A 19,544-nucleotide genomic window follows, 5' to 3' on the forward strand; every position below is an offset into this window, starting at 1 on the left:
GGCAAGGATGAAATTAGCAACCAAGAAAAATGGCACTCGCGACGGTCTATTGATGGTCGTAAGTAAAGATCTTAAACAATGTGTAGCTGCCACCGAAATTTTCCATGCGATGCATCTAGCGCCAACCATGCAGGTAGCATTGGATAACTGGGACAGCGTGGCTTCTCAGTTACAAGAGTTATACACCTCGTTAAACAACGGGCATGTGACTGGCAGTGAAGTGTTTGCATCTCAGTATTGTGAATCACCTCTGCCACGCGCATATCAATGGGCGGATGGCAGTGCTTATGTAAACCATGTTGAACTGGTGCGTAAGGCGCGTGGTGCTGAAATGCCAGAAAGCTTCTGGGTTGATCCACTCATGTACCAAGGCGGCTCAGATGCGTTTATCGGGCCGCGTGACAATATTGAGTTTGCCAGCGACGAATGGGGTATTGATTTCGAGGGTGAAGTTGCGGTTGTTACCGGAGATGTGCCAATGGGAGCCAGCGCCAAGCAAGCGCATGATTCGATTCGTTTACTGATGTTGGTGAACGATGTGTCGCTGCGCGGCTTAATTCCGGCAGAGCTCGCCAAGGGCTTTGGCTTCTTCCAGTCTAAACCGTCTTCTGCGTTCTCTCCGGTTGCGGTAACACCTGATGAGCTTGGCGAGCAATGGAAAGGCAGTAAGGTACATTTACCGTTGATATCGACCTACAACGACCAGCCTTTTGGTTGTCCGAATGCCGGTGTAGATATGACCTTCAATTTTGCAGAGTTGGTTGTGCATGCAGCTAAAACTCGACCATTATCGGCAGGCGCGATCATAGGTTCAGGCACGGTATCGAATAAGCAAGGCACTGACCATGGCACCTCAATTGCCGAGGGCGGCGTGGGCTATTCATGCATTGCCGAGGTGCGCATGATTGAGACGATTCGCGATGGCAAACCTTCGACTCAATTCATGTCGTTTGGTGACTCGATCAAGCTTGAGATGTTTGATGAAGCGGGTGACTCGATCTTTGGCGCGATTGACCAAAAAGTCAGTCAATATCGAGCGTTATAGTCCATATTATAAAGATTCAGCTCAAGCGAGATCATTGTATGAATCAGAATATGACACTTTACGGTTACTGGCGCTCTTCGGCTGCCTATCGGGTGCGTATTGGATTGAACCTAAAGCAACTCGACTATGAGTCTAAATCGGTGCATTTGGTGCGTAATGGCGGCGAGCAGCATGATCCACATTATCGTGAGCTCAACGCCAGTGAGTTAGTGCCGGTGCTGGTGGATGGTGAAGTTCAACTCAATCAGTCACTGGCTATTCTTCAATATCTCGATGAACACTATTTGTGTGAGAGCAGCCCTGACTCCTCGCTCATTCCAGAGCAAACACCGCTGCGTTATCAAGCGTTGGCTATGGCTCAGGATATTGCGATAGAAATTCACCCTCTGAACAACCTGCGCGTGTTGCAGTATTTGGAGCGAGAATTGTCTTGCGAGCAAGAGGCGAGAATGGACTGGCTTCATCATTGGATGAACCAAGGTTTCCGTGCTCTAGAAGAGAAACTGGCAAAGCACAGAAAAGCACACGGTGATTCGGTGTATAGCCTCACCGATTCACCATGCATTGTCGATATTTGCTTGGTGCCACAGGTGTATAACGCGCTGCGTTTTGGCGTTGATATGTCACCTTATCCGCTGATTAACTCAATTGTCGAAGCGTGCAATCAGTTACCTGCTTTTATTGAGGCGATGCCAGAGAATCAAGCGGATGCGAATGATTCCATGTAGATTCACTGATGTAAACGTAAATACTCTTCCCTTACGCTACCAAAACCGTTTTTGGACTATTCTGTTCTAGCCTGATTGCTCATTTAGCAATATACGAATATCTTCACGTATTGGAAAGTCGCTTGATTGAGTGTGCAGTTTTATTGGTGCAGATTAGTATCAATGAAACGGGAGAAGTCATGATCATTAGTATACCAACCGGAGAACGCGCCTCCAGTTGGTATGTTGTTACATCGAAAATATAATCAAGCTGTTACCACTTATACTTCCAACCCGCTTGAGCTAGATAGAATTTCTGGCTGTTGTCTGAACCACTGGTTAGGCCCGCAGACTTAGACTCATCCCACTTGGTTTCTTCGTAAGCCATACCTACCCACAACGTTGATTTAGGGCTCAGTTTATAGTCGATATTCAAACCTAAACGCAGCCCGTCGTCTGTCTCATTGACGACGTTGTAGTTGTTTGACGCATCATAGATTTTCTCGTTGATGAAGTAGCGGAAATAAGGCATCACGCTCCATTTGTCATTAATTTTAGTTGGGAAGTACCCACGAATCTGGTTTTGTTCCCAGTTCTTGTTTTGGTCGTTATCCCAAGTCCAATCGGTGTATAGGTAGACTTTTGCTGTGAAACTATCACTGTGTTTATACGCAAAACCATGCTCCGCTTCCCACTCGTAATCGTTCTCTCCTACGAAGCGATCATAGTAGTAAAACGCATCCCAGTAAGAGAATGAGAGTTTATCGGTGATCTTAAACTCACCACTAGGCATTATCCAGTACAGGTTGTTGCTGCCACGAGCATCTGTTCCCGGTGCAGAGTCGTTAGATTCTTTTCGGTATGTAGCGTTCAGATTAAAGACCACATCATCGTTGCGAACTAAGTTACGAGTCGCACCAATCTGAGTACGGTTTCGTTGAAACGAGTTATCTGTGTTATTTAGATCCTCAGTGATCGAACGGCGCGCCACTTTATGTTCAAGAAAATAGCTCCATTTGGAGTTAGGGCTATTAATGAATAGCTGTGCGACTGGGGTGAGTTTGTCTATCACTGCATTGCCATCAGGGTCTCTGTGCCCTTCAAACTTTTCCATTTCCATGTAAATGTTCGACGCAACGTTCCACTCAGAGGTAAAGTTTTGGGTTAGCTCTTCCGTTTCAACTTTTACGGCGTTGTCTTCAGTCGCAAGCGCGAGACTAGGTAGAAGCAGTGCTAGTAGGGTAGCTCCAGACTTTTTATTTATCATTTTTATTATTCCTAGGACGAATTATTGGTAGTTCACTGAATGGCCGAATGGGTAAATAACGTCACCGTTGTCATTTTTTACATCTACTGGAAGAGTTCCTGTTGGTGCGTTCAGAGGCAGTCCCGTTTGAGGGTTTAAAAACAAGGTGCGAATACCAGAGCTAATGTTTGCTTCAAGTGAATTGCGGTCATTGTTGGTCACGTCGAACCCTGTGATACCGTAAATAGCGATGTTCGCTTGTACACCGTCTACATGGGCAATGTCGTAAGGATTACGCGTTGAAATCATCACCAGTTTTTTGCCTTCAGCGTTCGCGATATCTACGATTTTCTGAGCATTTGCCGCGTGGCCCATTAGGTTGTATGTCGACATGATAATCAGATCGGACTTTACAATGGTGCTACGAAGCTCATCTGCATTCAGGTTATCTTCCACCAATGCCGTTTTCAGTTCGCTGATGAACATTGGGTAATTACCTGTCTCTTGCTTCACAACGTTCAGGTACTTGGTTACAAGTGCATTGCGGCTATCTTCATCAGAAATAACTAGGATATTACTGACTTCACTTGGATCGACAGGTAATACATTATCTTGGTTTTTGATAAGCGTGATTGATGCATCCGCGACCTTTTTCTCTTCAAGCTTGTGCGCTTCAGAGCCAACTGAGTCGATGGCAAACTGCTTGTCTGTGGTTTGGTAAACCAGACCCATTTGAAGCTTCTTCTTAATAACGCGAGTCGCGGCTTCATTCATGCGCTCAAGAAACTCTGGATTGGTTTCCATTTTGCTTTCTAAGTAGACAAACAGGCTTTCCAACTGTTTGATTTCTTCTTGGTTGGTAATTTGAAGCGGCATCAAAGCAATATCAGCACCGGCGACCAGTGAAGCGTGAACCGCGTAGTTGCGATCAAAGTTGTCAGCGATGGCCCCCATATCGAGCGCATCGGTCACAATCAGGCCATCAAAGCCAATTTGGTCACGTAAAACCCCTGTCAAAATAGGTTTAGAGAACGTTGCTGGAATCAACATTTCTTTGTCACTTAAGGTCGCTTTGATCATGGTGTCATCTACGCTTGGTAGCGTCACGTGCGCAGACATAATTGAATCGGTACCGTGCTCAATCGCGTACTTAAATGGGGCAAGGTCGATCGCTTCCCACTCTTCGCGCGAGTAGCTCACTTCTGGTAAGTCGTAGTGAGAATCGACGCTCACATTGCCATGCCCAGGAAAGTGCTTCAGTGCACTGATGACGCCAGCTTCATGAATACCATCCATGTAGGCGGTAGACATTTCATTGATCACATCAACATTGCTGCTGTAAGAACGCACACCAATGATAGGATTGTTCTGGTTTACATTCACATCAACCACAGGGCCAAAGTTATAGTTAATGCCCAAAGCGGATAGTTCCGCACCATGAACCTTGCCCGCAACGTAAGCGTTGTTCGCATCACCAGACGCGGCTAACGCCATATTACCCGGCATTTCAGTACCATTTTGCAAACGCGTTACGTAACCGCCCTCTTGGTCAGTGGCGATAAGAAGCGGCAAGTTGCTGCTTGCTTGCTGAAGAGCATCGGTGAACTCAACAATTTGCTTCGAGTTCACTAAATTTTGGCGGAACAGAATTACACCGCCGATATGGTAGTCGGTGATCATCGAACTAATATCGTCATTCATTCGAGTGACAGGGATATCTTCATCGGTGTAGGAATCTTTGCCCCATGAGCGGAAATCCATCATCAGGGTTTGACCAATTATCTCTCGATTGTTCATGGTGCTAACGATGGTTTCAGCGTATTTTTCTGGTTGTTGCTGGTACTGCTCTAGGTCTTGGTTACTGAATTTATTCATGCCACTCGAACAACCGACAACAGACAATACTACTGTACTCAAAATAATCTTATTCAATTTCATCACTGCTTTTACCTAAGTTAAATCAACGTTTTTAGAACCAAATATGTAAGTCGCTAAGAAACCCACGACATACGAAATAAGCAGACCAATAACAAACACCGCCATCCCTGCAAAAATACCGCTGTTAGAAGTCATTAATGGCACAGCGACGATACCCGATGGGCCAAACACTGTGTTTAATCCGACTGGCATCCCTAAGTAAGACACCAAGCCAATAAAGAACCCGCCAGCTGCACCACCAATACAAGCGGTAACAAACGGTTTTACTCGTGGAAGTGTGACGCCGTAAATCAGCGGCTCACCTATACCCAACAAACCAGGCACAATAGCCCCTTTGACTTGAGTGCGAAGAAGAGAGTCTTTTTGGGCTTTGAAGTACAACGCCATTGACGCGCCGACCTGACCGCCACCCGCCATCGCCAAGATTGGGAACAGAGAGTTAAAGCCTTGCGCTTCCATAAGTGCAAAATAGACAGGAACAAACCCTTGGTGAATACCAAACACGACAGAGATAAGAAATAGGCCAGCCAGTAAAGCGGCACCAAATGGATTGTCGTTTAAGTTAAGGAATAACCAAGTCATACCTTTAAACAACTCGCCACCAATTGGCATGATGATCAAGTAGGTGACCGCACCCATAATCAGAAGCGTTACGACAGAGGTCAGAATCATATCGAGATCATCGGGCATGTACTTACGTACCAACTTCTCGACGTAAGCACCCGAAATTGCCGCAAGCAACACACCAATAATATTGCCGCGAGGATCGATAGAGAATCCGAAGAATTCGTTCATCCCAGAGTAGACACCAGACGTGGCTGCTGGGTCATAACCCAAAACGAACAGTGAAGCTAGAATCGCCCCGTTAACACCAGAGCCACCAAAGGCTTGCATGGCGTTGTAACCAATTAGAATACTCAAAAAGGCAAAAAGACCAGTACCAAACACTTTCATGTAGGCGACAAGATCCAATAGCGTCTTGCTTGGCTCTTGATCGACGATGTATATCTGCTCAAGTAGGGTCGCAAAACCAAGCAACAGACCCGCCGCGATAAAGCCAGGGATTAAAGGGGTAAAAATGGTGGCGAACTTGCTCAGAAATCGCTGCACTCCACTGGTTTGCTTGCTCTTCATTTGCTTTTTTTGTTCAGCCGCAACCGCAGACAAATCTTCCTCTGCATTAGTTTGTTTTACGGTCGCTTCAGGCTGCTCAAACATCAAGCTGTTCATCAGCTCAGAAGCTTGTTGCGCTTTACCTGGCCCAAGAATGATCTGAAGTTGTTCGTCACTCTCTACCACACCCAGAACGCCTGGGGTTTTCTTGATGGTATCCAGAGACGCTTGATTGATGTCTACGAGGGCTAAGCGTAAGCGGGTCATGCAGTTCCCACATTTACGAATGTTGCCACCGCCGCCAACGGCTGACAGTAGAGTTTCAATCATAGTAGGCGTTATTTTTGCCATTTGGATTAACCTTAATAACTGAATGTAATTATTCGTTGACGAGTGCGGCTCGAATGAAGCCGCCGCTTTTTTCAAGGCGTTCACACGCTTCTTCGGCGCTGATGTCAGCCAAAATCATGAGAATTGCGGTTTTGCAGTTGCTATCACAAGCTTTAAGTGCGTCTTCAGCGCGTTCGCTATCCACTCCCGTTGCTTCAATCACAATATTGATTTGACGTTGGACGAGTTTGGCGTTGGTCGCCTCTACATCAACCATCAAATTTCCAAACACTTTTCCACTGCGGATCATGGCGCCGCTAGTCAGCATATTAAGAACCAATTTCTGAGCGGTACCGGCCTTCATTCTTGATGAACCCGTCACCACTTCAGGGCCCACTACCGGGGTAATGGCAATGTCTGCTGAATTCGCCATTGGTGAATCTGGGTTGCATGAAATAGACACTGTGGTCGCTCCGACAAATCGAGCATAGGTGAGGCCACCCAACACATATGGAGTTCGACCGCTCGCGGCTATTCCGACGACTACGTCTGACTCTGTTAGCGCCAACGATTTTAAATCTGCTTGTGCGAGCGCAGGATCATCTTCCGCGTTCTCTACAGCTTTTAAGATGGCTTGGTGCCCGCCAGCAATAACGCCAATGACTTGTTCAGGGCTCGTGCCATAAGTCGGTGGGCATTCGCTTGCATCTAAAATGCCTAAGCGCCCAGAAGTGCCAGCGCCGATGTAGATTAATCGGCCACCTTTTGCAAAAGCACTTGTGATCGCGTCAACAGCTTTTGCAATGTGAGGAAGGACTTCTTCTACGGCTAACGCAACACGTTGGTCTTCTTTGTTGATGACGGCTAGCATGTCAATTGTTGATAGCTTATCAATGTCTGCGCTTGCAGGATTGCGGCTCTCTGTAACCAAACGGTTCAAATCGATCTTCATTACTTGTTCTCTTACCCAATACAAACTGAGGGCGATACTAGAGAATAAAATATTCCGTTTGAGTGATAAATATCACAGTTAGAGTTATTCTGAAGTGGTGATTTAGGTGGAATAATTGTGATAAATTTATACTAAATCCCAGACATTCCGACTTAAGTGGCGGTTTGAACTGAATATTCATTATTCTTAATTAGGAATATTTTATTCTAAAATAATCGAGGTGAAATGTGTCAGTCGTGAATAAAATTGTCAGCCGTCGTACTCAGCTCTCTGCCAATGCGAGAAAAATTGCGGATTGGATAACATCAAATGTGGAACAGGCAGCCTCATTGACAAGCCAAGAACTGGCGCAAGCGACCAACGTGAGTCAATCAAGTATCGTGAAATTTACGCAGCGAATTGGTTTTAAAGGCTACAGTGAATTCAAGTTAGCGCTGACGGAGGATATAGGTCGAAAGCACGCCATTCAAACCACCCCACTGCACAGTAATATTCTGGCCGATGACCCATTCAGCGTTATTTCTCAAAAGCTTGTGCAAGAAAAAACCGATGCGATGATCCAGACAACCAATGCGCTGTCACTTGATACCTGCACGGAAGCTATTCGACTGTTAGATGGTGCCAATAGAGTGCAAGTCGTGGGTATTGGAGGCTCAGCACTCACGGCAAAAGAGTTTAGCTTTAAATTGCTGAAATTAGGCATTACCGCTTTAGCAGAACAAGACAGTCACGTTCAGATAGCGATAGCCCGTACGCTTACCCCGCAAGATGTCCAAGTTGTTATTTCGTTTTCAGGGGAAAGAAAAGATGTGTTAATCGCCGCAGAAACAGCAAAGGAGCAAGGTGTTAAGGTCATCGCTCTTACCTCCGCTCGTAAAAGTAAACTTCGAAGCATCGCGGATTTATCCTTTGATACGATTGCTGATGAAAGCCAATATCGAAGTTCATCGATAGCATCCCGAACAGCTCAAAACATTATTACTGATTTGCTGTTCATTGCATTAGTGAAGCAAAGAGATGAATCAGCAAGACAGCTTATTGATGACATCAACTCAGATATTCGTCAGGTTTCGCATAGATAACTGGTTACTTTACTTTCTTCTAGCTTGGATTTTTTGAGATAGGAACACTAAAGCGAAACAACACTCTTTATCTCTTCCAAAACCTCGGCGTTAGCGATAGCCCCGAGGTTTTCTACATTTTTGCCATTGATCACCTGTTTCACAGCCAACTCCACCAGTTTGCCAGAGCGTGTTTTTGGCACGTCGCTGATCGCAAATATCTGGCTTGGCACGTGTCTTGGCGAACAAGAGGATTTGAGTTTGCTTTTGATGGCTGTCAGTAACTTTTCATCTAAACTCACACCTTGCTGCAGCTGAACAAACAGCCATACCTGTTCATTGCGGTCGATGTTTTTACCGACTGCTATCGAATCGATGATGCCGTCAATGGTGTTCACTTGCTGATAGATTTCGGCCGTACCAATTCGCACGCCACCGGGGTTGAGTGTGGTGTCGCCTCGCCCGTAGAACAGGTAGCCGCTATGTTCGCTCTGTGCGACTTCATCACCGTGATGCCACACATTGTCGAACCTATCCCAATAGGTGCTGTGATAGCGCTCTCCGGTGTCATTCCAAAAGCCAGCGGGGAAGTTGGGTAGGGAGTTGGTGCATACTAATTCGCCACGTTCGTGATCGACCTTTTGACCAGACGAATTGAACACCTTGATGTCGACGCCGAGCCCGGCCTGTTGGCACTCACCGCGATATACAGGCGAGATTGGGTTACCCAAAACAAAGCAGCCACAAATATCCGTGCCGCCAGAAATCGACGCTAAATGCAGGTCTTGCTTGATGTGCTTGTAAACGTAATCGAACTGCTCTGGGTAAAGCACAGAACCCGTCGAGCACAGTGTTCTTAATTGAGGCAGAGAGTGGCTGTCGATTGGTGAGAGTTCGGCTTTCTCAATCGCTTCTATGTACTTGGCTGAGGTGCCAAATGTCGATACGTCAGCACGCTGCGCTAAATCCCATAGAACGTTAGGTTGCGGGTAAACCGGGCTACCATCAAAGATAACCAAACAAGCACCGCTGGCGAGCGCAGATACGTGCCAGTTCCACATCATCCAACCACAAGTGGTGTAGTAGAACACGCGATCTCTTGGTTTAATATCGCAATGAAGCTGATGCTCTTTTAGGTGGTTGATGGTAGTGCCACCGACAGAATGCACTATACATTTGGGTTTGCCTGTGGTGCCGGAAGAGTAGAGTACAAACAACGGTTCATTGAAGCCGACACGAGTAAATCGAAGAGGTTTTGTCTGATAGTGATTAATGATGCTGTGCCAGCTTAGAATCGACACATCATGTTCAACTTTTTTCTTCTCTAAATCGCTCTTCTCTAAGTCATTACTCGGTTTCAAAGAACCGATCTCACACACCTGTTTTAATTCGTTTAAGTGTTCGATGATTTCACGGTTCTTGCCCGCCATATCGAACGTTTTGCCATTGAAGGTGTAACCGTCACAGGTGAACAGCACCTTAGGTTTCACCTGTCCGAATCGCTCAATCACACTCTCTACTCCAAAATCAGGCGAGGTCGATGTCCAAATCGCGCCTAAGCTGGTGGCGGCTAGCATGGCTATCACGGTTTGTGGCAGATAGGGAGTATACGCAGCAACTATATCACCTTGTTTCACTCCGCTATCGACAAGCCATTGCTGAACACTAGAGACAGCTTCACACAGGGTTTCCCATGTATAACTCTGTTGTTCGCCACGTTCATTCTCAAACCAAATCGCAAGCTCATCAGGCATGGTGTGTGCCAAACGCAGCAAGTTCTCGGCGTAGTTTACTTGTGCGTTGGGAAACCAAACCGCATCACGGTTCGATTTAGGCTGCTGCCAGCGGCTCCCACCTAGAGCTTTGATGGTCTCGCTTTCTGCCTTGTTAATAGAGTCTTGTGAGCCGACTACTCCACAAAACTGCCACACGTTTTGCCAAAACGATTCCGGCTGAACTACAGACCATTGATGGAGCTCGGTGTAGCTTTTTACGTCCCTATCTAGGTTTAACCCAGACTGTTCAAGGCTATCGATAAATCGGGTTAAGTTGGCATCGGCGATACGCTGCTCGCTTGGCTGCCAAATGGGCTTATTGCTTTCGTGCATTCCTTTACCTTTAACAAAAAGTTAACGTTTTCAGTCTGGTATTTAGGTTTTACAAAGTCAAAAGTTCAGCAAAATAAGCGCTTGGTGGAATTGTGTAAATAAAATGTTACACGATCGCTTGTTTCGAAAAATCGCGCAAATTGGCGCTTATAAGGAGTGGAGATAGGCTTAAAGTGAGACATTCGAAAGGAGGTGTGTAATGACTCAATATCATTCTAAGCCCGTGAGCCAAGAGGGATGGGTTGAGTGGAGCCTCGAAGAAGATGCCATTTGGCACGACTTGGTGAAAAGGCAACTGGACGTCATTAGTGACCGCGCATGCGATGCTTATTTGCACGGTTTGACCTTGCTGGATCTACCATTAGACAGAGTTCCCCAGCTGCCAGAGATAAATAAAGTGCTAATGGAAACAACCGGTTGGCAAGTTCAGCCTGTGCCTGCATTGATCGATTTCGACCGATTCTTTGATTTGCTCGCCAATAAGAAATTCCCAGTTGCGACATTTCTGAGAACGCGAGACGAGTTCGATTACTTACAAGAACCTGATTTCTTTCATGAAATTTTTGGTCACTGTGCCATGCTCACCAATGCCGACTTCGCGGCTTTCACTGAGCATTATGGAAAACTAGGCCAAGCCGCCACATCTAAACAGCGCGCCTATCTTGCCCGTTTGTATTGGTTTACGGTTGAGTTCGGTTTAGTAAAAGAAGGCCAACAACTGAAAATCTATGGCGGTGGCATTCTTTCGTCTCCAGCGGAAACTATGTATGCGTTGGGAGGGGATTTGGCCGTTCGCGAGCGGTTCGATCTGCAAACGGTGTTAAGAACCCCTTATCGAATCGACATCATGCAGCCGAAATATTACGTGATCGACGAGCTATCTGAGCTCTTTAAAATCAGTCAGAAAAACCTATTACAGCAAGCTGATCTCGCCATCGACGCGGGGTTACTACCACCACTTTTTGAACCCAAGGAACCAACACATGTTGAATGAACAAAAATGCGAAGCCTGCAGTATCGACGCGATTGCTCTCAATAAAGATGAACAACAATCTTTACTGTTGGAGTTGTCTGATTGGCAGATCATCGAAAGAGACGGCATCCCCCAGCTTGAGAAGGTGTTCAAGTTTAAGAACTACAAACAAGCATGGGCATTCAGCAATAAAGTGTCAGAATTGGCAGAAGAAGAGTTCCATCATCCTTCGATCTTATTGGAGTGGGGCAAAGTCACCGTCACTTGGTGGAGCCACTCAATCAAAGGCTTGCATAAGAATGATTTCATCTGCGCCTCACGCTGCGATGTGTTCGCGGTGAGTGAATAGTTTTGTAGGTTAGAAGTTACTCTTGCAACCTCTGTGATGCGATTAACTCATTATTCGGCTCATTAGGTGAGTTGAATAATTGCCTTAAACAGCTCATAGTATGAGTTGAATAAGTGATACTTTCGCATCATGGGGTGTAATATGTGGATTTGGCAGCAAGATAATTGGCCAAACTTTGTTTGGGATAATCAGAAAATAGGCGTGAGGTTAAGAGAAGTACGGCTTAATCAGGGCATTCTATTGGGCAAGATTACCTCACAGTCGGCAGATCAATCCCAAACCATGCTCGACACCTTATTAGCGAACATAGTCCATTCCAGTGCGATTGAGGGAGAAAAGCTTAATGCTTTCTCGGTCCGGTCTTCTTTAGCCAATAAACTCGGTGTCAGTGAAGATCGACCTTTTCCAACGACAGAACAAACCGATGGCCTAGCTGAAATTATGTTGGATGCGGTGCAGAACCTAACAGAGCCACTAGCGCTTGATAGGATCTTACATTGGCACGATAGACTGTTTCCTCAAGGCTACACCATGTTTAATCCTGTAGTCGTAGGTCAGCTACGAGGTGAAGCTCCGATGCAAGTTGTATCAGGAAGAATTGATCGTCCAACCGTGCACTTTGAAGCACCTAGCCGATACATTCTTGATGCTGAGCTAGATACATTTATCACATGGTTTAATGATTCACTTACCGACGCTACACTCGATCCGTTACTTAGAGCTGCGATAACTCACCTTTGGTTTATCACCTTACACCCGTTAGATGATGGTAATGGTCGTATTACTCGATTGTTGACCGACTTGGCGTTAGCACAGGCCGAGCAGCAGTCGGTACGCTTCTATGCGATGTCGGTGGGAATTCTCGCTAACCGCAAGCATTACTACGAGATATTGGAGCGAACCCAGAAAGGGGGACTCGATATTAGCGAATGGTTGATGTGGTTCTTAGATACGTTAGACGAGACGTTTACAGGGGTTTTCGCTGAGGTCGATCAAACCGTTTATAAGACCAACTATTGGCGAAGCATCGACCAAACGAAGCTTACAACAGAGCAAGTAAAAGTGCTGAATAGGATGCTCGATGGTGATTTTTCAGAAGGTATCAATGCCAGCCAATATCAGAAAGTAGCAAAGGTGAGTAGTGCCACAGCAACACGTCATTTGAACGCTTTGATTGAGCATGGCTGCTTAGTTAAATCTGGTTCTGGTGGTAGAAGCACGCGCTATCTGTTGCCGGAATAGGAGTGATACGCTCATACTTCAACTTACTATGCCTCTAGTGACCGGATTTCAGTGGTATTCTAAGCTTCAATTACAAATCAATATTCAGTCAACTAAACATACATGAATCGAGACAGTAGGACTTTGATGAAAGCACCTTTAAAATCGAGTGGCGAAAAAGGGATCTTCAATAAATTTGATTGGGTTAAAGAGGCAGATAGCAAACTCATTAGTGCGAAATTACTTAGAGAAAACGGCAATCAGAAAACACTAGAACTTGAATCATTAATGACTACTACCTCTTACACATCAAGTGATGTTTTTGAGGTCTTAACTATCAAAGATGCTGCTTACAAATCGAGTGTTTTGATGTTGGGCTATGCACTTGAGTTGTTACTTAAATCAGGGGTTGTGTCATTACTCATATCTGCGCCTAAAGATTTACTTGAAAAAAAGGTCAGAGCTTATAGCCATAACCTAGTAAGTGTTGCTTTGGACTTAGGTATGAAACTGTCTAAGAGCGAGACTGAGCTGTTAAAAACTTTAAGTAGTTACATTATTAATGAGACTCGGTATCCAGTTACCCCTGAATCCGTTGAGGATTATTGTAATAAAACTAACGAAATCAATGGTTTTATTGCTAATGACAAATGTTTTTGTGATGGATTAGAGTTTTATAGCAAGCTTAAGAAGATTATAAATGATATTGATGGAACTCCTGACAGTATGAAAATCTACTCTCGTATGGAATTGGAACGAGATGGATACATCATATTTCGAGTTGGTGGCTCTCTTCCTCCTGTCATTATTATTAAATACTGTCAGACTCAGATTGATGCCAACACAAACACATTGGGCACGATTAAAGAGTTACTTATAAATAAGAATAAACAAAATATGTCTATCTATTCTCATTTGATGGAGTCTTCGTGGGATGCTGCTTTGTTTTTCAATGTGAGTAATAAGCAGGGCTTAACGCGAGTTCCCACTGATAGTGAGAAATAAACAGGATCACAGTTATTGACGCTCCGTGTTCTTCTTATTTATTTTATATGAGATCTGGCTTATATCGTGCAAACTTATTGGTGCTTTGAGCTAAACGCACTTTCCCAAACTAGCTTGACCTGCATCAGTGACTTGCTTGGTTTCGGGTCTCATAAACCCTTTCTGTTACTCATAGTATTGGTTTTATGAGGCTGCTCTATGATATATTTCTCGGCCAAGTGTATTACAGACGAAGGCTAGCAATGTCTATCAACCTTTCACTCCTTCCACCCAGCGAGAAAAATAAAATCGAACTGGATAAGCAAGCATCGTTTCTTGTATGGAAACTGAAGCAAGCGAAATGTGGCCCTGAAGCCATTGTTGAAGAAGCAATGAAGCTAGGTGACCCAGAAGAAAAGGCTTGGTTTGATCAGTCTGTAGAAAAATACAAACGGGTAATGGGTGTCGCATAAACGCAGACAAACCTTGCCCAGCAGTGCTGTAGAATTGAAATGACACAGTAATTTGCTAGAATTTGCACCGTTAATTGAATCAGAGAGAAGATCCCGATGGGAAGAAGTTTTGAAGTGCGCAAGGCCTCAATGGCGAAAACTGCAGGCGCAAAAATTAAAGTTTATTCTAAATACGGCAAAGAGATTTACGTACTGGCTAAGAACGGCAGCTCTGACCCAGACATGAACCTACCTCTTAAGCACCTGATTGCTAAAGCGAAGAAAGACCAAGTACCAGCACACGTTATCGAAAAAGCGATCGATAAAGCGAACGGCGGCGGCGGTGAAGACTTCCAACCAGCTCGCTACGAAGGTTTTGGCCCAGGTGGCACAAGCGTAATCGTTGACTGTCTAACTGACAACGGCAACCGTACTTTCCAAGACGTTCGCCAATGTTTCGTTAAGACTGGCGCGAAAATCGGTGTTGAAGGTACTGTTTCTCACATGTTCGCTCACCAAGCTGTATTCCAGTTCAAAGGCGAAGATGACGAGATCATCCTAGAAACGCTTATGATGGAAGACGTAGACGTGACTGACGTTGAGCTAGAAGACGGTGTAATCACTGTATTCGCTCCAACGACTGAGTTCTTCAAAACGAAGACTGCACTAAACACTGCGTTCCCAGAGCTAACGCTAGACGTTGAGGAAATCACTTTCGTTCCTCAAACAACTACGCCAGTAGCTGAAGAAGATTCTGAGAAATTCCAGAAGTTCTTAGACATGCTTGACGACTGTGATGACGTTCAGCAGGTTTACCACAACGCTGAGCTGTAATCTTTACAGTAACAAAAGTTATTAAAAAACCGAGCCTAGTGCTCGGTTTTTTTATGCTTTGAGTATTGATCAAGCTTTGATCATCGTTCCATAATGTACGGCTGACAAAGCGTTCTCTGGTCGCGATTTATCGCTGAACTTCATTATATTGTTCGTCTTATCCCGACATGAATCTGATTCAAGTGCTCCCTGAGTATCATCGAGGTGATCGCCAAGCGTATTTAGTGTACAAAGAAAGAAAATATCAGCCAAAGGCTTTGACCCTGCTTATTGATGCATTGATTGAGAGTGTTCGATCTTTTCATAGTGATGGTTTGGTCAAATAAAAGGAGAAAGAAATGAAAGTAAGTTTTATCGGGCTAGGCGTTATGGGTTTCCCAATGGCAGGCCACCTAGTCAAAGCCGGTTTTGAGGTAACGGTATTTAACCGTACTCACAGCAAAGCGCTAGACTGGGCTGATAAACACCAAGGTAAAGCGGCAGAATCTGTGGCTGAGTGTGTAGCGGAAGCTGACGTGGTATTGGTTTGTGTGGGCAACGATGATGACGTACGCAGCATGACAACCAGCGACACAGGCGCATTGGCAGCAATGAAGCCAAACGCAATTCTTGTCGATCACACTACAACATCTGCAGTTCTGTCTGAAGAGCTTGAAGTTGCAGCGAAGCAAGCCGGTATTCGCTTTATGGATGCACCTGTATCTGGTGGCCAAGCGGGCGCAGAAAATGGTGTGCTAACCATCATGTGTGGCGGCGAACAAGCGCTTTTCAACGACCTTCAACCTGTGTTCGAAGCTTACGGTAAGTCGTCAGTTCTTATGGGTAAAGTCGGCCAAGGCCAACGCGCGAAGATGGTTAACCAGATCTGCATTGCAGGAGTATTGAACGGCTTATCTGAAGGCTTAGTACTTGCTGAAAAATCAGGTTTGGATATCCAAACTCTGGTTGATTGCCTTAAAAACGGCGCTGCTGGCTCGTGGCAGATGGAAAACCGCGCGACCACAATGGCGCAAGACAAGTTCGATTTCGGTTTCGCCATTGATTGGATGATCAAAGACTTAGGTTTCTGCCTAGATGAAGCTGAGCGCCAAGGCATCCAGCTTCCACTAACTGAAAAGACCAACAACGCATACAAGGCATTGTCTGCCGAAGGACAAGGCCGCATGGATACATCAGTATTGATGAAAGCCGTGGTTGAAGAGACAAAGAAGTAGAAAGATCGAAGTAATAGGAACTTCGTTTAGATAACTAAAAATAGCCGCGGATTAGCGGCTATTTTTGTATGTATGAACTTAGGAATGCAGTGAAAGCGTTGGTACTGAAACTCACTATTGGACAAAAGTGAGTTTCGGAAAATCGAGTATGAGTATTCGAGGAACATTGTATATTTCGAAAATAAACGAGAATTCAGAGAAGCCATCGAGAATTTCTGTACTGCGATTCTTCCAAGAGATCGCAGTCTCAAATTTTTTTTACATCATTTCCACAAGCAAAATCTTTCTAGACACTGCAGCATCCCCTCCAGATCTATAATCATCGCATGCAAAAAGTGTAAGTATATGCAACCTTTGATTACAAAATTTGCATATGCAATAAAAACCGTACTGATGCATGTCATGCTTGAGCCAGCAGTCTTATTAATAAATTAAGGATATAATAGGAATGAAACATAAGTTAAATAAAGGGGTTACACTCCTTACTTTGGCAATTCTTGCAGGTTGTGGTGGTTCCGATGGTGATTCAGTTGGCGGATCATCTGACTATAAACCCCTAGAGTCTAATACTAAAGGGGCTACTAGTTTTGCATTCGCAAAAGGTGACTCAATGGCATCTGTGGGTACAATGAGTTCAGTGAATGGTTATAGTGCCACACCGACACTAACCGCTAATGCTGGCTCTTGTGATGAGTTAGTTAAGGTGGTTGAAGTTGAAGTTGATAATGGCGATCCGGATGTTTACGTCACCGAAAAGGTATTTATGCCTTCTGATAGTAGCAATTGCTACATTGAGTCTGTCAATACGATGAAGGAGCATCTTATTTTAAGTGGTGGTTTCAATAATCTGGCGGATGCTAATGGTGATGAAATTGCACACTGTTCACTTATTGCGCTGCCACTAGAAAATGAAACTGGTTTGGCTGAATGCTTGTTGGGTAATCGCGCTGATAGTGATTTAGTAGCTCACACTCTTTATGATGTGAACCCAACGACTGACGGTACAGGTTTGCAGATTATGTATGGTCATGAACGTGAAATTAATGGAATGAACCTCCCTACGCTTGGTTTTTGGAATGGTGATGGTGTTGTTAAGACCATTCACCAGAGTCCAACGGAAGATTATAATATTGATAGGCACGTAAAAGCTTCGTGGTCGTATGATGGTAGTTCTTTCTTCTTCGTGCGTAATCGTGGTTATGGGTACTGGCATCAGCCAGCATTTATGAATGATGGTGGTTATCCAGATTATGACGAATCTTTGCAGGCAGTTCCTGCTGAACGATATGACTACAGTCGAGTTGTCCAAGTGGGTGAGCATGTCATTACCAACATCTGGAGTGAAGACTACTATGAGTACGGTAATGTCATTATCAATACAAAGTCGGATAGTTCTTTTAAGCTGACGCCATTCATTTTGGAAGGTAAAGAGGTGACGGTTGATCTGCTTGGTGCAGGGCAAAACCTCCAGCATTCAGATGACGAATACGTTTACTTCGGAGCATATGCAAGAGGTGATAACATTCATTCTCATAGCTACTTCCGTGTTCAAAAGGATGATGTAACTAATAGCAATGGCTCTATACCGCTGGAGGTGATGTATGAGTTTGATAATGGTAAGCAGCATGAATCGCGTGTTGGTGATTCGTACAGGCTTTACTTATCAGATGTGAGCCCTAATAGACTCACTTATCTTGATCTTACGACTGGTGAGTATCATTCAGATAACATCTTAGACCGTCAAGAGTTCGATGATTATGTCGATTTTGAGGTTGGTACTTATGTAGGTGGTATCAAAGTGATCGCTAATGGTGCTTCTGGTGCAGCTGAGTTGTTTATCGACCAGATCACAGGTGAGATTACAGATTCACCGATTGACAAACAAGAAATTGGTGGAACAATCCCACTATTCCCATCTGACGGCGTTTAGTACCTTACATTCAAAACTAATAAAGCCCAGCGACTTCGCTGGGCTTTTTATTGCCCCAAATAAAATGCCGCCTCAAGTATTGAGTTGTTGTGATTCTGGTAAGCTCCGATTTCATTAGACACTTCACTGATTGGGAAAATCAGGTCAAATCATCAATTACGATATCGTGTGAAAAATCGTTCTAAATTAGAAAGGGGCAGAAATGAGTCAGTTCTGATTAAAGTCTGAAGTGGGCAATATCAGATTATTTTTTGACCCATCTGTTTTATTCTTTCTTTTCGAATTTTCCACTCACACCGCCTCTCAACCATTCACTCCTTATAATTACCATTCGTCGCATTGGTAAAACTGCACGACAAATTCTAGTTAACCTTTCAACGTCAACATTTGAAAGGGATTAGAAATCATGACTACTTCACACTCATTTAATTCAGGCTCTACAACTTCTGTGCTTAAGCGTTCATTGCTGATTGCTCTTGTTTCGTTTGCACCGTCGTTAGCTTTAGCGAACCCGAGTTCAGACGTGCTCGATATCTACAACCAAGCGGCGCAAGGCAATGAAGACTTGGTTGAGGTGGCTTATGAACGCCTTAATGACACGCTGCAACAAGACGGCGCTACGCCACTGACTTTAGTTTATTTAGGAAGCACAGAAACCCTGATGGGGCGTGATGCGTTCTTACCTTGGAACAAGATGAAGTATGTGGAGAGAGGCTTATCAACCATTGATAAATCACTGGTGCTGCTGAAAGACGAAGACCAACCAATTCATGAACAACCCCGTGTTCAAGGGCTGCCAGATTCTTACCTAACTCGCGCAATGGCCGCCGTTACTTACACCTCTCTGCCAGACATGTTTAATCATTTCGATCGTGGTTATGACCTGTTCCTCTCGCTATTGGCTGAAGATGCTTTCCAGCAACAGTATTTCGCTGTGACATCGTGGATTTACCGTTATGCGATTGAGGCATCGATTCGTGCTGAAGACCTAACGCAAGCACAAGCGTGGCTAGAGCAAATGGAAACGGCCGATGCCGACAACATCGAAACGATGACTGCGAAGGCCCTAATAGCGAAAGCGAAATAA

General features: G+C 44.8%; 17 protein-coding genes and 1 pseudogene. 13 read left to right on the forward strand and 5 right to left on the reverse strand.

The window, feature by feature from the left end:
- The first annotated feature begins 7 nt into the window (after positions 1–7).
- The gene (locus AB4384_RS11115) at positions 8–1,045 is read left to right on the forward strand and encodes a fumarylacetoacetate hydrolase family protein (RefSeq protein ID WP_372129539.1); all 1,038 of its coding nucleotides are present in this window, start codon (positions 8–10) and stop codon (positions 1,043–1,045) included.
- Between the two features lie 38 nt (positions 1,046–1,083).
- Positions 1,084–1,773, forward strand: coding sequence for a maleylacetoacetate isomerase (maiA, locus tag AB4384_RS11120; protein ID WP_372129540.1), 690 nt, complete (start codon positions 1,084–1,086; stop codon positions 1,771–1,773).
- 253 nt (positions 1,774–2,026) lie between these two features.
- Here the strand turns inward: maiA and AB4384_RS11125 are convergent, their stop codons facing one another.
- Genes AB4384_RS11125 through murQ form a run of 4 tightly spaced genes read right to left on the reverse strand, consistent with a single transcriptional unit; the run spans position 2,027 to position 7,331 of the window.
- Positions 2,027–3,019 carry an OmpG family monomeric porin gene (locus AB4384_RS11125; RefSeq protein ID WP_017065119.1) on the reverse strand — a complete coding sequence of 331 codons (993 nt, stop codon included), beginning with the start codon at positions 3,017–3,019 and terminating at the stop codon, positions 2,027–2,029.
- Positions 3,020–3,040: 21 nt separating this feature from the next.
- A complete protein-coding gene (locus AB4384_RS11130; protein WP_372129542.1) occupies positions 3,041–4,936 on the reverse strand; it encodes a glycoside hydrolase family 3 protein in 1,896 nt (631 codons plus the stop codon).
- 12 nt (positions 4,937–4,948) lie between these two features.
- Entirely contained in the window at positions 4,949–6,400 is a 1,452-nt protein-coding gene (murP, locus tag AB4384_RS11135) for a PTS N-acetylmuramic acid transporter subunit IIBC (RefSeq protein WP_372129544.1), read from the reverse strand.
- Between the two features lie 28 nt (positions 6,401–6,428).
- Positions 6,429–7,331, reverse strand: coding sequence for an N-acetylmuramic acid 6-phosphate etherase (gene murQ / locus AB4384_RS11140; RefSeq protein WP_372129546.1), 903 nt, complete (start codon positions 7,329–7,331; stop codon positions 6,429–6,431).
- A 227-nt stretch (positions 7,332–7,558) separates the two neighbouring features.
- On the opposite strand from murQ, the gene AB4384_RS11145 reads away from it, so the two are divergent.
- On the forward strand, positions 7,559–8,413 hold the full coding sequence (locus tag AB4384_RS11145; protein ID WP_017065115.1) for an SIS domain-containing protein: 855 nt from the start codon (positions 7,559–7,561) through the stop codon (positions 8,411–8,413).
- A 47-nt stretch (positions 8,414–8,460) separates the two neighbouring features.
- On the opposite strand, the gene AB4384_RS11150 is transcribed toward AB4384_RS11145, so the two are convergent.
- Positions 8,461–10,500 (reverse strand): acetoacetate--CoA ligase, encoded by a 2,040-nt coding sequence (locus AB4384_RS11150; RefSeq protein ID WP_372129548.1) that lies wholly within the window; start codon positions 10,498–10,500, stop codon positions 8,461–8,463.
- Between the two features lie 199 nt (positions 10,501–10,699).
- Here AB4384_RS11150 and phhA point away from each other — a divergent pair, with 199 nt between their 5' ends.
- The 10 genes and pseudogenes from phhA to AB4384_RS11200 all read left to right on the forward strand — a co-directional run bounded on the left by phhA (position 10,700) and on the right by AB4384_RS11200 (position 19,544).
- On the forward strand, positions 10,700–11,494 hold the full coding sequence (gene phhA, locus AB4384_RS11155; protein ID WP_017061247.1) for a phenylalanine 4-monooxygenase: 795 nt from the start codon (positions 10,700–10,702) through the stop codon (positions 11,492–11,494).
- The gene (locus AB4384_RS11160) at positions 11,484–11,822 is read left to right on the forward strand and encodes a 4a-hydroxytetrahydrobiopterin dehydratase (RefSeq protein ID WP_048610196.1); all 339 of its coding nucleotides are present in this window, start codon (positions 11,484–11,486) and stop codon (positions 11,820–11,822) included. Before phhA ends, AB4384_RS11160 begins: the two co-directional genes overlap by 11 nt.
- 141 nt (positions 11,823–11,963) lie before the next feature.
- On the forward strand, positions 11,964–13,064 hold the full coding sequence (locus tag AB4384_RS11165; RefSeq protein ID WP_372129549.1) for a Fic family protein: 1,101 nt from the start codon (positions 11,964–11,966) through the stop codon (positions 13,062–13,064).
- A gap of 126 nt (positions 13,065–13,190) precedes the next feature.
- Positions 13,191–14,048: a hypothetical protein gene (locus AB4384_RS11170; protein ID WP_372129551.1), complete on the forward strand. Its 858-nt coding sequence runs from the start codon at positions 13,191–13,193 to the stop codon at positions 14,046–14,048.
- Between the two features lie 242 nt (positions 14,049–14,290).
- Positions 14,291–14,500: a DUF3283 family protein gene (locus AB4384_RS11175; RefSeq protein ID WP_004732615.1), complete on the forward strand. Its 210-nt coding sequence runs from the start codon at positions 14,291–14,293 to the stop codon at positions 14,498–14,500.
- Positions 14,501–14,596: 96 nt separating this feature from the next.
- Positions 14,597–15,313, forward strand: a complete 717-nt coding sequence (locus AB4384_RS11180; protein ID WP_010432326.1) for a YebC/PmpR family DNA-binding transcriptional regulator — start codon at positions 14,597–14,599, stop codon at positions 15,311–15,313.
- A gap of 161 nt (positions 15,314–15,474) precedes the next feature.
- Positions 15,475–15,639 (forward strand): annotated as a pseudogene (locus AB4384_RS11185) (LysR family transcriptional regulator); the annotation flags it as partial.
- A gap of 12 nt (positions 15,640–15,651) precedes the next feature.
- The gene (locus AB4384_RS11190; protein ID WP_372129553.1) at positions 15,652–16,527 is read left to right on the forward strand and encodes an NAD(P)-dependent oxidoreductase; all 876 of its coding nucleotides are present in this window, start codon (positions 15,652–15,654) and stop codon (positions 16,525–16,527) included.
- A 448-nt stretch (positions 16,528–16,975) separates the two neighbouring features.
- Positions 16,976–18,457: a hypothetical protein gene (locus AB4384_RS11195; RefSeq protein ID WP_372129554.1), complete on the forward strand. Its 1,482-nt coding sequence runs from the start codon at positions 16,976–16,978 to the stop codon at positions 18,455–18,457.
- Positions 18,458–18,863: 406 nt separating this feature from the next.
- A complete protein-coding gene (locus AB4384_RS11200; RefSeq protein WP_372129555.1) occupies positions 18,864–19,544 on the forward strand; it encodes a hypothetical protein in 681 nt (226 codons plus the stop codon).

The sequence above is a fragment of the Vibrio sp. 10N.261.51.A4 genome (assembly GCF_041471945.1).
GTDB classification, from domain to species: domain Bacteria; phylum Pseudomonadota; class Gammaproteobacteria; order Enterobacterales; family Vibrionaceae; genus Vibrio; species Vibrio crassostreae_C.

What these genes read in the sequence shown, in the direction of transcription:
- AB4384_RS11125 (WP_017065119.1), bottom strand. Translation starts at nt 3,019, where the DNA reads ATGATAAATAAAAAGTCTGGAGCTACCCTACTAGCACTGCTTCTACCT.
- murQ (WP_372129546.1), bottom strand. Translation starts at nt 7,331, where the DNA reads ATGAAGATCGATTTGAACCGTTTGGTTACAGAGAGCCGCAATCCTGCA.
- AB4384_RS11160 (WP_048610196.1), top strand. Translation starts at nt 11,484, where the DNA reads ATGTTGAATGAACAAAAATGCGAAGCCTGCAGTATCGACGCGATTGCT.
- murP (WP_372129544.1), bottom strand. Translation starts at nt 6,400, where the DNA reads ATGGCAAAAATAACGCCTACTATGATTGAAACTCTACTGTCAGCCGTT.
- AB4384_RS11170 (WP_372129551.1), top strand. Translation starts at nt 13,191, where the DNA reads ATGAAAGCACCTTTAAAATCGAGTGGCGAAAAAGGGATCTTCAATAAA.
- maiA (WP_372129540.1), top strand. Translation starts at nt 1,084, where the DNA reads ATGAATCAGAATATGACACTTTACGGTTACTGGCGCTCTTCGGCTGCC.
- AB4384_RS11150 (WP_372129548.1), bottom strand. Translation starts at nt 10,500, where the DNA reads ATGCACGAAAGCAATAAGCCCATTTGGCAGCCAAGCGAGCAGCGTATC.
- phhA (WP_017061247.1), top strand. Translation starts at nt 10,700, where the DNA reads ATGACTCAATATCATTCTAAGCCCGTGAGCCAAGAGGGATGGGTTGAG.
- AB4384_RS11175 (WP_004732615.1), top strand. Translation starts at nt 14,291, where the DNA reads ATGTCTATCAACCTTTCACTCCTTCCACCCAGCGAGAAAAATAAAATC.
- AB4384_RS11130 (WP_372129542.1), bottom strand. Translation starts at nt 4,936, where the DNA reads ATGAAATTGAATAAGATTATTTTGAGTACAGTAGTATTGTCTGTTGTC.
- AB4384_RS11200 (WP_372129555.1), top strand. Translation starts at nt 18,864, where the DNA reads ATGACTACTTCACACTCATTTAATTCAGGCTCTACAACTTCTGTGCTT.
- AB4384_RS11115 (WP_372129539.1), top strand. Translation starts at nt 8, where the DNA reads ATGAAATTAGCAACCAAGAAAAATGGCACTCGCGACGGTCTATTGATG.
- AB4384_RS11195 (WP_372129554.1), top strand. Translation starts at nt 16,976, where the DNA reads ATGAAACATAAGTTAAATAAAGGGGTTACACTCCTTACTTTGGCAATT.
- AB4384_RS11190 (WP_372129553.1), top strand. Translation starts at nt 15,652, where the DNA reads ATGAAAGTAAGTTTTATCGGGCTAGGCGTTATGGGTTTCCCAATGGCA.
- AB4384_RS11165 (WP_372129549.1), top strand. Translation starts at nt 11,964, where the DNA reads ATGTGGATTTGGCAGCAAGATAATTGGCCAAACTTTGTTTGGGATAAT.
- AB4384_RS11180 (WP_010432326.1), top strand. Translation starts at nt 14,597, where the DNA reads ATGGGAAGAAGTTTTGAAGTGCGCAAGGCCTCAATGGCGAAAACTGCA.